Annotated in this window: 11 protein-coding genes; 2 read left to right on the top strand and 9 right to left on the bottom strand. The window is 62.2% G+C overall.

Features of this window, described 5'->3' with window-relative positions; all coding sequences use genetic code 11:
* Window positions 1-114 precede the first annotated feature (114 nt).
* From ENGE1_RS05445 to treZ, 3 genes are all read right to left on the bottom strand, one after another.
* Complete coding sequence (locus tag ENGE1_RS05445) at window positions 115-1,473, bottom strand: MFS transporter (protein ID WP_048252763.1); 1,359 nt, start codon at window positions 1,471-1,473, stop codon at window positions 115-117.
* Between the two features lie 353 nt (window positions 1,474-1,826).
* Entirely contained in the window at window positions 1,827-4,337 is a 2,511-nt protein-coding gene (treY, locus tag ENGE1_RS05440) for a malto-oligosyltrehalose synthase (RefSeq protein ID WP_048252708.1), read from the bottom strand.
* Window positions 4,334-6,109, bottom strand: a complete 1,776-nt coding sequence (gene treZ / locus ENGE1_RS05435) for a malto-oligosyltrehalose trehalohydrolase (RefSeq protein WP_048252707.1) — start codon at window positions 6,107-6,109, stop codon at window positions 4,334-4,336. Before treZ ends, treY begins: the two co-directional genes overlap by 4 nt.
* 145 nt (window positions 6,110-6,254) lie before the next feature.
* Between treZ and ENGE1_RS05430 the strand changes: the two genes are divergently transcribed.
* Window positions 6,255-6,815 carry a GNAT family N-acetyltransferase gene (locus tag ENGE1_RS05430; RefSeq protein ID WP_048252706.1) on the top strand — a complete coding sequence of 187 codons (561 nt, stop codon included), beginning with the start codon at window positions 6,255-6,257 and terminating at the stop codon, window positions 6,813-6,815.
* 116 nt (window positions 6,816-6,931) lie between these two features.
* The gene (fdhA, locus tag ENGE1_RS05425; RefSeq protein WP_048252705.1) at window positions 6,932-8,107 is read left to right on the top strand and encodes a formaldehyde dehydrogenase, glutathione-independent; all 1,176 of its coding nucleotides are present in this window, start codon (window positions 6,932-6,934) and stop codon (window positions 8,105-8,107) included.
* Between the two features lie 46 nt (window positions 8,108-8,153).
* Here fdhA and ENGE1_RS05420 read toward each other — a convergent pair whose 3' ends face one another.
* The 6 genes from ENGE1_RS05420 to ENGE1_RS05395 all read right to left on the bottom strand — a co-directional run bounded on the left by ENGE1_RS05420 (window position 8,154) and on the right by ENGE1_RS05395 (window position 14,227).
* Window positions 8,154-8,930, bottom strand: a complete 777-nt coding sequence (locus tag ENGE1_RS05420) for a lysine/arginine/ornithine ABC transporter substrate-binding protein (RefSeq protein ID WP_045288845.1) — start codon at window positions 8,928-8,930, stop codon at window positions 8,154-8,156.
* A gap of 16 nt (window positions 8,931-8,946) precedes the next feature.
* Window positions 8,947-10,122: a M20 aminoacylase family protein gene (locus ENGE1_RS05415; RefSeq protein ID WP_048252704.1), complete on the bottom strand. Its 1,176-nt coding sequence runs from the start codon at window positions 10,120-10,122 to the stop codon at window positions 8,947-8,949.
* Between the two features lie 167 nt (window positions 10,123-10,289).
* Window positions 10,290-11,036: a proteasome-type protease gene (locus tag ENGE1_RS05410; protein ID WP_048252703.1), complete on the bottom strand. Its 747-nt coding sequence runs from the start codon at window positions 11,034-11,036 to the stop codon at window positions 10,290-10,292.
* A 13-nt stretch (window positions 11,037-11,049) separates the two neighbouring features.
* Window positions 11,050-11,868, bottom strand: a complete 819-nt coding sequence (locus ENGE1_RS05405) for a transglutaminase family protein (RefSeq protein ID WP_048252702.1) — start codon at window positions 11,866-11,868, stop codon at window positions 11,050-11,052.
* Complete coding sequence (locus ENGE1_RS05400; protein WP_045288840.1) at window positions 11,865-12,794, bottom strand: alpha-E domain-containing protein; 930 nt, start codon at window positions 12,792-12,794, stop codon at window positions 11,865-11,867. The genes ENGE1_RS05405 and ENGE1_RS05400 overlap by 4 nt, the downstream gene beginning before the upstream one ends.
* Window positions 12,788-14,227 (bottom strand): circularly permuted type 2 ATP-grasp protein, encoded by a 1,440-nt coding sequence (locus ENGE1_RS05395; protein WP_043084005.1) that lies wholly within the window; start codon window positions 14,225-14,227, stop codon window positions 12,788-12,790. The genes ENGE1_RS05400 and ENGE1_RS05395 overlap by 7 nt, the downstream gene beginning before the upstream one ends.
* Window positions 14,228-14,274 lie beyond the last annotated feature (47 nt).

Below are 14,274 nucleotides of genomic sequence, written 5' to 3'. Positions count from 1 at the left end.
GCGTGAGGTATTAACCGCGGCCTTTATGCCCGGGGCGGCAATGACGCCTTGCCAGAAAAAGGTCGAGCACCAGGCCAGAAGTGATGTTTATGCAGGCTAATATGTATGTTGTAACTAAAAGGAGATTTCTTTTTCCGACTTAAGCTGCGCAAATCCCTCGCCGGGCGCCACTTTATGTCCTGCTGCCGCCAGCGAAATCCGCGAGGTTTCCGGCAGCGACAGCCCGCCGATCAGGGCCATTATAGCTACCGCGCCGAGATACCAGGCCGGTGACACGCTGCTGCCGGTATAGCCAATCAGCCACGTCGCGACCAGCGGCGCGGTGCCGCCGAAGATGGTATAAGCGACGTTGTAGGTAATAGCCGATGCCGTATAGCGGGCGCGGGTCGGAAACACCTCGGAGAGCAGCGTGGCGGTCACTACGCCGGAAAGCACTGCCCCGACCGCCAGCATCAGATCCCCGGCGATGGCGGCCCACAGATGCCCTGACCCGGCCAGTCGCCAGGCCGGATAAACGCTGACGATCGCCCACAGCGCGGTCAGGGCCATCGTTTTGCGGCGGCCGATGCGGTCGCAGAGCAGCCCGGCGGGCGGACAGAGGGCGGCGGCAAACAGCAGCGCCACGGTGGACACCAGCAGCGCGGACGCCCGGCTGAAGCCCGCCTCGGTTTGCAGGAAGGTTGAAAAGAAGGTAGTGAACATATAGAACGACAGCGCGGTCAGCGCGATAAAAGCCCCCAGCCGCAGGATATTGCCGCCCTGCTGGCGCATTGTTTCAGCGAACGGAGCGTGAGGCACACCGTCCGATTCGGCCAGCGCGGCGCGAAAGGCCGGTGTCTCTTCCATGCGCAGGCGCAGATAAACCCCGATCAGGCCGAGCGGCGCGGCGACAAGGAACGGAATACGCCAGCCCCACAGCCCCATCTGCGCCGGACTCAGCGCGGCGTCGAGGCCAAACACCATCACCGCCGCCGCCGCGAAGGCGGTAAAAGTCGAAACCGGCAGGAAGCTGCCGTACCAGGCGCGGCGGTTATCCGGCGAGTGCTCCATTACATAGGCGCAGGCGCCGGCGTATTCGCCTCCGGCGGAAAAGCCCTGTACGCAGCGGGCAAGGGTCAGCAGCAGCGGGGCCGCGACGCCTATCTGATGATAGTCCGGCAGCAGGCCAATGACCGTGGTTGAGGCGGCCATCAGCAGAACGGTAACCGATAAGATGCGCTTGCGGCCGAACTTATCGCCGAGCATACCGAACACCACCCCGCCCAGCGGACGCAGGGCGAAGGCAACGGCAAAAACGGCAAAGGTTTGCAGCAGCGCCGCCTGCGGCAGACTTTGCGAAAAAAACTGCGCGGCGATAACCGTCGCCAGAAAACCGTAAACGGCAAAATCAAACCATTCGACAAAATTACCTACTGCCGCGGCGACAGCGACTTTACGAAGCGTGACCGGCGGAACGGAATGCGGGTTAAGCATAAACATGCCTCCTGCTAAAAGGATGCGAATAGATCGGCGGAACGCCATTATCGGTGCAGATAAAGCGTTGCATAAATATATAACGCGATCAATGCGGGGCATTTTTTATTGCGGGTTTCGGCTGACCTTTGGCTTAATTCTTTATTTAAATAATAAGATTAATCATAAAGTTAACTTTTAATCATATTTTTTAATTATCGGCAAATTCTGTTTTCGCCTGTCGTTTTCAGATATCGATGCGTCGCTCCGGAAAATCAAATGGGTTTTGTAATAGCGTAAAGTGGATAATAAATTCTGCATATTATTCCGACGGCGCAGCAAATTTGCACGGCCGCCGGAATAATAATTGCGCATTACGCCGAAATAAATACCAGTACCCTGACCGCCTCCTGCGCCAGGGTAAGCGTCTCGCCCAAAATCCGGCTTACATTGCTGAACAGCTCCCGAAAGCGCATCGCCGCCAGCGCGGGCGGAATTGAAACCCTGGCGCTTCCCCACAGCGCTTCGCCCGCGGGCAGCCCCCCGGCGACGGCGCTAAACGCCAGGCGCGGCGCCACCACGATAATGACGCCCTCGCCGCCGGTGCGGGCATAGGCAATCACCCGCCCCTCATCGTCGTCCTCCGCCTTCAGCGGCAGCCAGTCGCCGTGGCGCAGCAGCCCCGAAAAGCGCGGGCGCAGGCGCAGCAGTCCGGCGGTGACAAACTGCTTCAGCCGGCCGTCGCGCCACGCCCGCTCGTCGTGAAACAGCGCCGGGCTGCCGGCCGCGAGATCGCTTGCCAGGGCGGCAAAGTCCGGCTCCCGGCGGTTGTCGGGATCCACCAGGCTGAAGTTGAGCCCTTCGCTCCCCTGATAGATATCCGGCACGCCCGGCGCGGTCAGCTTAATCACCGTCTGGGTCAGGCCATTGAGCAGCCCGGCGCGGATAAACGGCTGCAGCCCGTCGCTGAAGTCCTGCAAAAACGCCGCGTTATCCGGCGACAGCAGGTGGCGGGCGTAGTCCAGCACCGTATTCTCGTAGGCCTCATTGCTGTCTATCCAGTCGGTGCGCTGCTTGGCCTCGCGCAGGGCCTTCTCCACGAAGCCGGTAAAGCGCGCCTCCAGCATTTTCAGCGCCGCCGCATCGTCCGGCGCCATCGCTGCGGGCCAGACGCCCGCCAGCGCCTGGTAGAGCATCCAGGTGTCGGCTCCGTTTGGCGCGGTGCCGTCATTCAGGAAACGTACCTGAGTCTGGTTCATCTGCCGCCAGCGGGCGAGATTTTCGGCCCACAGCGACGGCGCCTCGGTCAGCGCGTAGAGCCGGGCCCGGGCGTCCTCCCCGCGCTTGGTGTCGTGGGTCGAGGTGCCGAGCAGCGCGTCCGGCTGGCGGGCCAGGCGGATGCGCATCTCCTGATGAAAGCGGGCGATGCCGAAGCCGCGCGGCAGCGGCTCGGCGCCCACCTCATTAAGGGCCAGATCGACGTTGTGGCGAAAGAACAGCGTATCTTCGACCGATTTGGCCATCAGCGGCCCGGTCAGCTGCTGGAAGCGGGTGCGAAACTGCCCCGCCTCCTGCCGGCAATTTTCCGGCAGATTGCTGCTGAGAATAGCGACGATAAACCCGAGGGCCGCAGAGTCGGCGTCAACCCCGGCGGCCACCCGCGCCAGCAGCGCGCTATCGCTGCGGGTCAGCCCCGCCGCCGTGCCGTAGGTGCGGTAAACCGGGAAAGCGATCAGCAGCTCGCGCAAGGCGCGGCGCAGCGCGTCGGCGTCAATTTGCTCGCCGCCGCTTTCGGCAATCCCGGCGGCCAGCCGCAGCAGCGTCGTAAACTCGCCCTCGAAATTGCGGTCGGTCATCAGCCCCTTGGCGTCCCGCAGCGCATCGCGGCGGTCGGGCGCGCTGCCGGTCGCCTCGTCGTGGACCTGCTCCAGCCGGGTGATGCCGTCGTCATCGACCAGCACTTCCGCGAGGGTGGCGATAAACTCATAGCCGGTGGTGCCCGACACCGGCCAGTCGTCGGGCAGCTGCTCGCCTTTGGCGAGGATCTTCTCAACGGTGATGTAGCATTCCGGCCCGGCCTCGCGGCGCAGGCGCTGCAGGTAGCCGAGCGGGTCCGCCAGGCCATCGACGTGGTCAATGCGCAGGCCGTCAACCGCGCCGGAGTGTACCAGGTCGAGGATCAGGCGATGGGTAGCGTCAAACACCGCCTCATCTTCAACGCGCACGCCCACCAGGCCGGTGATTTCAAAAAAGCGCCGCCAGGAGAGCCGCTTCGGCGCTTCGCGCCACGACATCAGCCGCCAGCTCTGCGCCTCGTGCAGCGCGGCAATCTCCTTTGCGTCCGCCCCGGCCAGCAGCTGCGCTTCCCTGCCCGCCCAGCTGTCGGGATTGAGCGGATAAAGGGTATCGAAGTAGTTCAGCACCGGTTTGCCGGTCGCCGGATCGGCTTCCAGGATCAGCGCCCCGCGCGCCAGCTCGGCTTCAAAGGTGTCGCCGAGAAACGGCAGCGTCAGCGGCCGCGTCCAGTCGATATCAAAATAGTCCGCGTAGCGGCTCTGCCTGCCGTGTTCGATAACGTCCCGCCACCAGCGGTTTTCCAGCGAGGTGGACATGTGGTTGGGTACGATATCGAGAATAATGCCGATCCCCTCGGCGCGCAGGGCCGCGGCCATGCGCTCGAAGCCCGCCCGGCCGCCGATGGCCGGCTCTATCTCATTGGGATCGGTGATGTCGTAGCCGTGGGTCGACTCCGCCGCCGCGGTAAAGATCGGCGAGGCATAAAGATGGCTGATGCCGAGGCTTTTCAGATACGGCGCCAGCGCCGCCGCCCGGTCAAAGGTCATGCCGTTGCGAAACTGAATACGGTAGGTGGCGAGCGGGATCATAGGGCATTATCTCCATCAGCAAGGCAAACGATAATCGCATCCTGCGCATCCTGCGCGCGGGGCCAGCGGAACAGAACCTCGCCGGGCAGATCCGGCAGCGCGTCGCTATCGAGATTGAGCGCAAGTGACAGCGTCACGTTATCAAAGCGCCACTGCACCGCCACCGCGCGATCTTCGGCCTGCAGTACCCGCCCCTCGGCCATAGCGCCGTGGGCAATCAGCGGCGCAATCCGCCGCTGCCGCAGGGCGATCAGCGCCCTGACCAGCGCCAGCCACGCCTGACCGTCGGCGCTTTGCATTCGCTGCCAGTCCAGCTTCGAGCGCCGGAACGTCTCCAGGTCGTTCGGATCGGGCACCGCGTCGCCGTGCCCCGCGTGGCCGGCAAACTCTTTCGCCCGCCCTTCGCGCACCGCCTTCGCCAGCTCGCCGTGAAAGTCGGTAAAGAAGAGGAATGGCCGCGTCTCGCCGTACTCCTCGCCCATAAACAGCAGCGGTACGTGCGGGGAAAGCAGCAGCGCCGCCTGCAGAATCCGGGTGGCGTCCGCCCCGGCGAGGGCAATCAGCCGCTCGCCCTGCGCGCGGTTGCCGGTCTGATCGTGGTTCTGAATAAAATCGACAAAAAAGGACGGCGGCTGGCCGAGGCACGGCACGCCCCTCGGTTCGCCCGTCTGCGGGGACACCTCGCCCTGATAGGCAAAGCCCTCCGCCATCGCGCGGGCCAGCTTTTCCCCCGGCCGTTCGGCAAAATCCTGATAGTAGCCGCGGGTTTCGCCGGTGGCGAAGACGTGGGCCGCATTGTGGTAATCGTCGTTCCACTCGCCGGTAAACAGCGGCGCGCCGCCGTCTTCATCCCGCGGATGCAGAAAAATCACGTTGCGGCTGTCTTCCGTGGTCAGGTGAACATGCCTGTCCGGCAGGTGTTGGCGGATCCGCTGCGCGATCTCCACCAGCACGTGGTCATCGGGATCGTCTTCGATCTGGTCGATGGCGTCAAAGCGCAGCCCGTCGAGGCGATATTCGCTCAGCCAGAACAGCGGCGCGTCGCGGATATAGTCCCGCACCGCCGGGTTTTGATAGGCAATGCCGTTGCCCCAGGGCGTCATGCGCGCGCTATCGAAGAAGCCCGGCGACAGCCTCGGAAGATAGTTCCCCTCCGGCCCGAAGTGGTTCAGCACAATATCGAGCACTACCGACATGCCGAGCGCGTGGGCAGCGTCGATAAACGCGTGAAAATCCCCCGGCGTGCCGTAGGCCGAATGCACCGCGTAGAGCAGCACGCCGTCATAGCCCCAGCCGCGGCTGCCGCCGAACTGGGCCACCGGCATCACCTCCAGTTGGGTGATGCCGATCCCGGCAAGGTAAGGCAGCCGCTCTATAGCGGCCCGCAGCGTCCCCTCCGGCGTGAAGGTGCCGATATGCAGCTCATAGATAACCGTCTCCTCCCAGGGCCGCCCGCGCCAGGCGGTTTGCCGGTGCGGATAGCGCCGGGGATCGATGACCAGGGAGGGACCGTTAACGCTATCCGCCTGCGCCCTGGATGCGGGATCGGCAACCGCCGTCCCGTCCGCCAGCAAAAACTGGTATTCGTCGCCGTGGACCACGTCCGCCGCCTCAATCTCAAACCAGCCGTCCGGCGAGCGGGTCATCGCCAGCTCCCGCCCGGCGAGGCGCAGCGTCAGGCTGGCCTGCCCCTCGGCCCAGACGCGAAAGCGCACCGCGTTATCGGCAATAAACTCGGCGCCCCAGCGCTTGTGAAAGGTGTTGTTTTCCATGCATTGACCTCTGTTGTGCCACGGCCGCCCCGGCCGGAAATTCAAGCTTAGTCCAGCCAGCGGCGCGCGCTGCAAAAGCCGGTTTTTCCGGCGCTTTTGAGCGCGTTGTCTATCATTACTAGACTTTTCTTAACCCGGATGGCCCATGCAGATTCGTAACGGACGTACATCAGACTTTTCCCGCCTTGAGCGCTGTGATTTTTCATTTACCGTCAACCGCGTGGCCAGAGGCCCGTTTATCGACGGCGATCTGCAGATTGAAGCCGTCGATGAGCCGTGGCTAAAAATCTACGAACTGGATATTCAGACTCTGGAGAACCACTGCGCCGATCCGCAGGGGCTGTTTCTGGTCGCCGAAACCGCCGCCGGCGAGATAGCCGGCTTCATCACCGCCTCGCAGAGCTGGAATCAGTTTATTACCATCGACTATATCGCTATCGACAGCGGCAAGCGGCGCAGCGGCGCGGCCAGGCTGCTGATGGATGAAGCCCACCGCTGGGCCTGCACCACCGAGGCGGCGGGCCTGCGGCTGGAGACGCAGAACGTTAACGTCTCCGCCTGCCTCTTCTACCGCAGCTGCGGATTCTCTCTCGGCGGCTATGACCGCTATCTCTATAATGCGCTGCCGGAAAAGGAGGAAGTGGCCCTCTTTTGGTACTACATGCTTGACCGCCGCCCGGCGATGTCGCATCCAGAACAGAGATAAGAATTACCTATGTCGCTTTCAGGTCAGTCATAAGCAAAACGCTCACCTAGACTGTGGAGGCAGAACGTAAGCCGTGTTCTGTTCCAGATTCCTGACCAGCACAATTCGGAGCGACTATGAACAGAGGCGTTGTATACCAGGGGCCGGGGAAAGTAGAAGTCATGGACATTGACGATCCTAAATTTTCCAGCCCGTCCGGCAAGAAGATAGACCACGCAGTGATCCTCAAGGTACTTTCTACCAACATCTGCGGCTCAGACCAGCACATGGTGCGCGGACGCACCACCGCCCCGGCGGGGATGGTGCTGGGGCACGAAATTACCGGCGAAATCATCGAAAAAGGCTCCGATGTTGAGATGCTGGAGGTTGGCGATATCGTCTCGGTGCCCTTCAACGTCGCCTGCGGCCGCTGCCGCTGCTGCCGCGAGCAGGACACCGGCGTCTGCCTGACCGTCAACCCGGCGCGGGCGGGCGGCGCCTTCGGCTACGTGGACATGGGCGGCTGGGTCGGCGGCCAGGCAAAATACGTGATGGTCCCCTACGCCGACTTCAACCTGCTCAAGTTCCCGGACCGCGACCGGGCGATGGAAAAAATCCTCGATCTGACCATGCTGTCGGACATTCTGCCCACCGGCTTTCACGGCGCCATCAGCGCGGGCGTCGGCGTCGGCTCGGTCACCTACGTGGCGGGCGCCGGACCGGTCGGCCTGGCCGCTGCCGCCTCGGCGCAAATTCTCGGCTCGGCGGTAGTAATGATCGGCGACTTTAACAAGGAGCGCCTGGCCCACGCCGAAAAAATGGGCTTCGTGCCGATTGACCTCGGCAAACACGACAGGCTCGGGGAGATGATTGCCGACGAGGTCGGCGTGCCGGAAGTTGACGCCGCCATTGACGCGGTCGGCTTTGAGGCCCGCGGTCACTCCGGCAAAGAGCAGCCTGCGGTAGTGCTCAACCAGATGATGGAGATCACCCGCGTGGCGGGCGGCATCGGCATTCCGGGGCTCTACGTCACCGACGATCCGGGCGCCAAAGAAAAGGCCGCCCGCGAAGGCTCCCTGAGCCTCAAGTTCGGCCTCGGCTGGTCGAAGGCCCAGAGTTTCCACACCGGGCAGACGCCGGTGCTGCGCTACAACCGCCAGCTGATGAACGCCATTCTTCACGGCCGCCTGCCAATCGCCAGCATCGTTAACGCGAAGGTGATCCCGCTGGAGAGCGCGGCGGAGGGCTACGCCCGGTTTGATTCCGGCGTGGCGGCGAAGTATGTGCTGGATCCGCACGGGGTGCTCGGCTGACATGTTGCTGCGCAAACCTCGCAGCAGTGAGGTTTGCGCTTCTCACTCATTTCCCGGCGTATACGTCGTAGCTGAAATAGTGCCCGGCCAGTTTTTGATAACTTCCGTCTGCGCGTATTTTAGCGATCGCCTCGTTCAGCGCGGCGCGCAGCGCCTCATCCTCTTTGCGCAGGCCAATGGCCACGCCTGCGCTAAAGAGCTTGTCATCCTGGAGCGCCCCGCCGACAAAAGCGTACTCCTTGCCCTGCGGTTTTTGTAAAAAGCCGTAGTCCGCCATCATGCCGGAGAGCACGGCGCCATCGATGCGCCCGGACTCCAGATCGCGAACCACGCTGTCGGCGCCCTGGTAAGATACGACGTTAACGCCCTGCCCGCGCCAGTGCTCATTCGCGTAGGTTTCCTGGGCCGAACCCTGCTCCACACCGATGGTTTTACCTTTCAGCTGTTCAACACCGTTTCCGCTGAGGGTATTTTTCCGCGCGACGAGGAAGGTCAGCCCGCTGTAGAGCTTATCGCTAAAGGCAACCTGCTGTTTGCGCTTGTCGGTGATGTACATTCCGGAAAGAATGGCGTCAAATTTGCGCGCCTTAAGCGCCGGAATGATGCCGTCAAAGTTGCTTTCCACCCATACGCACTGGGCGTTGAGCTGCTTACAGATAGCGTTCCCGAGGTCGATATCAAATCCCCGGAGGGTGCCCTGCGCATCTTTCCACTCAAAGGGGGCAAAGCTCGGGTCGACGCCAAAGCGGATTTGCTTTAGTTCATTAGCCAGGGTCGGTGCGGAGGCCATCAACGCCATCCATAGCACAAGGGATTTCTTCATGATTAAGCTCCACAGATTAACAGCAATGTTTTTCAACCAGGCGAACGAAAAGCGTTGCCCCGATGCTGATGATATCGTCATTAAAGTCGTAGCCCGGATTGTGAACCATGCAACTGCCTTTACCCGCTTCGCCGTTACCCAGCAAGAAGTAGCACCCCGGTCGCTCACGCAGCATAAAGGCAAAATCTTCACTCGCATTCATCGGTGAAATGGTCTCCAGCACGCCGTCGCGGCCAAACACCTCCAGCGCCAGTTCGCGGGCAAAGTCGGTCTCCGCCTCACTGTTGGTTAATACCGGATAGGAGTCGTAGACCTCAACCTGGCTGGTCGCGCCGTAGCTTTTTACCGTCAAATCCGCCAGCTCGTGAATGCGCCGGATAAGCAGGTCGCGGATCTCAGGCTTCATCGCCCGCACGCTCAGCTCCATCTCCACGCTCTCGGGGATCACGTTCGAGGCGATGCCGGCGTGGAATGTGCCAACGCTAACGACGGCCGTTTCACCCGGCGGCACGTTTCGCGAGACAATGCTTTGTAATCCCATCACCAGGGCCGCGCCTGCCACTATCGGATCGATGGTGCGCTCTGGATGTGCCCCGTGTCCGCCGTAGCCGGTGATGGTGATTTTGACGGTGTCCGCCGAGGCCATGAAATTCCCGGCATAGAATCCTAATCGACCGGCCGGCAAACCGGGCATATTGTGCAACCCAAAAATGCGATCGCAGGGAAAGCGGGTGAAAAGCCCCTCTTTAACCATCAAATCGGCCCCGCCAAAAGCCTCTTCGGCCGGTTGAAAAATAAGATGCACGGTGCCGTTGAACCGGCAGGCATCCGAGGCAATATATTTGGCCGCCGCCAGCAGGATGGTGGTATGGCCGTCGTGCCCGCAGGCGTGCATTTTACCTGCCGTTCTGCTGGCCCAGGGAAGACCGGTCGTTTCAACAATCGGCAGCGCATCCATGTCCGCGCGCAGTCCAATGGTTCTGGCGGAATCGCCTTTCGTCAGGGTGCCGACCACACCGGTTTTCCCCAACCCACGGGTCACCGCGTACCCCCATCCTGCCAGCTTGTCTGCCACCAGCGCACTGGTGTTGAACTCCTCAAGGCTCAGCTCCGGATTAGCGTGCAAGTGGCGGCGAATGGCGATCATTTCATCTTCAGCGGCTTTAATCTCGGGGATTGCGAAATCACTCATCGGCTCTACAACCTTATTTATTGTTGTGGTAAAGAAAGATCCAGCAGAGCATCGGTCCGCTATCCTGCTGAAACTGTACATAAAATAAACATAACAATGTAATGTCTGCTGTCATTTATCAAGGATACGACCGGGCCATCGCGGCGCGCGGGCAGCGGCCGATCGCGTCACATATTCTCCCGCTCGGCCGGCGGAAACGGCGGCAGCCCGGCAAACACCGACTGCAGCCCTTCCGACCAGGCGGTGCGGATAGTGTTGAAGTAGGGATCGCTTTCGGTGATCCGGTGCTGGCACGCCGCGCTGAGGCTGCCGCTGCGGTAGAGCAGCGTGTCGAGCGGCAGGCCGACGGAGAGGTTGCTGCGCAGGGTGGAGTCGATGGAGATCAGCGCGCAGCACATCGCCTGCTCCAGCGGGGTATCGATGCGCAGTACCCGATCGATAATAGGCTTGCCGTACTTGCTTTCACCTATCTGGAAGTACGGCGTGTCGGCGGTGGCCTCGATAAAGTTGCCTTCGGGATAGATATGAAACAGGCGGTGGCCTTCACCGGCAATCTGCCCGCCGAGGAGGATATTGCTGCTGAAGTTGGTGGTGCTCCCGCTCTGCTGGCTGCTGCTGTCGCGCTGGATAACCTCCTGCAGCGTTTGTCCCACCAGCATGGCGGCATCGTACAGGGAGCTGACCTGCATCAGGTTTGGCTCCTGCTCGGTGCGGATGCGCGCGTTCAGCAGGCTTATCACGCTCTGGGTAGTCGCCAGGTTACCGGCCGACTGCATCACCAGCACCCGCTTGCCCGGCTGATGAAAAACGTGCAGCTTGCGGAAGGTCGCAATATGGTCGACCCCGGCGTTGGTGCGGGAGTCGGAGGCGAATACCAGGCCGTCGTTCAGGCACATGGCCACACAATAGGTCATCGTAGGGTTGCTCTTATTGCTGCTGCTGCGCCTGCTGCTCCACCTCGCGCACTTCAGCATGGGTTAACATAATTTCGCCGCCGCCGCCGAGGCGCGTGCCGCGCACCGGACAGGCGTCGAGATAGTCCAGCCCGATAGCCAGCCGCAGGTGCTGGGCGAGGTTGCGGGTGTTGTTAGTAATATCAAACGCCCGCCAGCGTCCGTCAAGCCAGGCTTCGGCCCAGGCGTGCATCGCCACGTGCTGCGTATTGTCGCTGTAGACATAGCCGCTGACGTAGCGCGCCGGAATGGCCAGCGCGCGGCAGCAGGCGAGAAAGACGTGGGTATGATCCTGGCAGACGCCCTTCCCTCTGGCAAAAGCATCGGTCGCCGAGTCCTGCACGGCGGTAGCCCCCGGCGAGTAGGGCATCTTTTCGCGCAGCCCGGCCATCAGCGCGTTGAGGCTCTCTTCCGCCGCGCCGGGCCGGAAGTAGCGCCGGGCAAAGGCCCGGATATCCGCGTCGGCGCGGGTAAGCGGCGTTACGCGCAGAAAGACCAGCGGCGGCAGCGTCTCGTCCTGCTCGCCCGCATCATCGACCGCGCCGTCGGCAATCTCCACTTCACCGGTCGCGCGAATGGCAATCTCCCGGTGCGGATTATCGAGGGTCAGCACGTGCAGCACGTTGCCCCAGGCATCGGTGGTGGCCACCGCCGAGCCGTCGGGCAACGCCAGAGACCAGGTCATGATGCTCTGGCGCGCGGTGCTGCGCGGGGTCAGGCGCAGATACTGGGTTGAAAACTTCACTTCCTCTTCGTAGCCGTAGCGGGTCAGGTGATCGATAACCAATTTCATAGCGCCTCCAGGTAGGTTCTTCTTATGCAGTCGGACAGGGCGTTGATGCGCTCCAGCAGTTCGCTAAGCCACTGCTGCATATCGGCCTCCGCCAGCTCGTCGCGGGTACTGAAGCGCAGATCGACATTGATCTGATGCGCGAGGCGCAGCGGCAGATGGGAGCGGGCGCTGGCGATAAGCTCCAGCTGGCCGACAAGATCGGCGATGCAGGCCCGCAGGGAGCGCGGCGCGTCGTTGCGCAGGATCAGAAACTCCATCACCGTTTCGCGGTTCACCGGCTGGCGGTAGATGCTGTTGTACGCCTCCCTGGCGCTGACCGCCTGCAGCAGGGTGTCGAGGCGGTAGTATTCGCGCACCGGGTCCGGATCGCCGCTCAGCTGCTGGTCCTTAATCAGCAGCAGCTGGGTGGTGGCGCAGGCGCGCTCAATCAGGGTGCCGACGTTGATAAAACTCAGCACGTCGTTGCGCAGCATGGTGCCCAGCACCGCGCCGCGAAACAGATGCACCCTCTCCTTCACCCAGTCAAAAAAGCCGTCGGTGCCCATGTCGCTGATGCCCTCCTGACGCAGGCGCCTGAGCTCAATGCGGGTGGCGTTGATCGACTCCCACACCTCCGCCGACAGGCTGCCGCGCACCGCGTGGGCGTTGTTCCACGCCATCTCCACGCAGCTGTAAATGCTGCTGGGATTATTGCCGTCGAGGGCAAAAAAATTGAGCAGATTGCTGATGGTAAAGCGGGCGTGCCGGTCCTGAAACAGCTCGTGGGTCGCGGAGAGATTGAGCGGCAGGGCCAGGTCCCGCGACTGCTGGCTGTGGCGGGGGATCATCGACAGTTTCCAGGTCACGTCCAGCACCCGGGCATAGCTCTCCGCGCGCTCCAGGTAGCGCGCCATCCAGAACAGCTCACTGGCTGTGCGGCTCAGCATGATTCGCCCTCCTCCATCACCCAGGTATCCTTGGTGCCGCCGCCCTGCGAGGAGTTGACCACCAGCGAGCCGGCGGTCAGCGCCACGCGCGTCAGGCCGCCGGGCACCAGCCGGATCTCCTGACCGGAGAGCACAAACGGCCGCAGATCGATATGCCGCGGCGCCAGGCCGTCGTCGGTAAAGGTCGGACAGGTCGAGAGCGCCAGCGTGTTCTGCGCAATATAGTTGGCGGGATCCGCCAGCAGCCGCGCGCGAAAGTTATCGATTTCCGCCTTCGTTGAACGCGGTCCCACCAGCATGCCGTAGCCCCCGGCGCCGTGGACCTCTTTGACCACCATCTCGTCGAGGTGGTCGAGCACGTAGCGCAGATCTCCGGGCCGGCGGCACTGCCAGGTCGGAATATTGCTCAGCACCGGCTCCTCGCCGAGATAGAAGCGGATCATCTCCGGCACGTAGGGGTAGATGGACTTATCGTCGGCGACCCCGGTGCCGATGGCGTTTGCCAGCACCACGCCGCCGGCGCGGTAGACCGACAGCAGGCCGGGCACCCCGAGCAGCGAATCGGCGCGAAACGCCAGCGGATCGAGGAAGGCGTCGTCAATGCGCCGGTAGATAACGTCTACCCGCCGCGGGCCTTCGGTGGTGCGCATGTAAACCGCCCCGTCCTTGATAAACAGATCGGCGCTCTCCACCAGCTCGACGCCCATCTGCTGGGCGAGAAAGCTGTGCTCAAAATAGGCGCTGTTGAACCGTCCCGGGGTCATTACGACCACGCAGGGATCGTCTGCCGGCGAACTCTCCCGCAGGGTCTGCAGCAGGTAGCCCGGATAGCGCTCCACCGGCGCGATAAGGTGCTGCTCGAACATCTCCGGATAGAGCCGCATCATCATCTTGCGGTTCTCCAGCATATAGGAGACGCCGGAGGGCGTGCGCAGGTTATCCTCCAGCACGTAGTACCTGCCGTCGCTGTTGCGCACCATATCGACGCCGGCAATGTGGGCATAGATCTGGTTATGCAGGCTGATGCCCTGCATACACGGCTGGTACTGCTCGTTGGCCAGCACCTGCTCGGCGGGAATAATGCCGGCGCGCAGGATGTCCCTGTCGTGGTAGATATCGTGAAGAAAGGCGTTCAGCGCCTTGACCCGCTGGCGGATGCCGATGTCGATGGTCCGCCACTCGTCGGCGGGAATGATGCGCGGTACGCTGTCAAAGGGGATAAGTCGTTCGGTGCCCTCATCGTCGCCGTAGACGTTAAAGGTGATGCCGATGCGGTGAAAAAGCAGCTCTGCCTGCGCCTTTTTCTGCCGAATGGAGAACTGTTCCGTGCTGTGAAACCATTGCCACCAGGCACTGTAGTGATCGCGCTGCCGGCCGTCGGCGGTCAGCATCTCATCGTAATAGTGCCCGTCGGGAAGCGTTATTTTTATCATGGCCGTCTCCTCCGGTCGTACGTGCTTATGGGTATTCCCGAACAGAG

Origin of the sequence: Pluralibacter gergoviae ATCC 33028 = NBRC 105706 (assembly GCF_001598855.1) — a bacterium.
In the GTDB taxonomy this organism is placed as follows: domain Bacteria; phylum Pseudomonadota; class Gammaproteobacteria; order Enterobacterales; family Enterobacteriaceae; genus Pluralibacter; species Pluralibacter gergoviae.
This window is presented reverse-complemented; position numbering and strand designations above follow the sequence as displayed.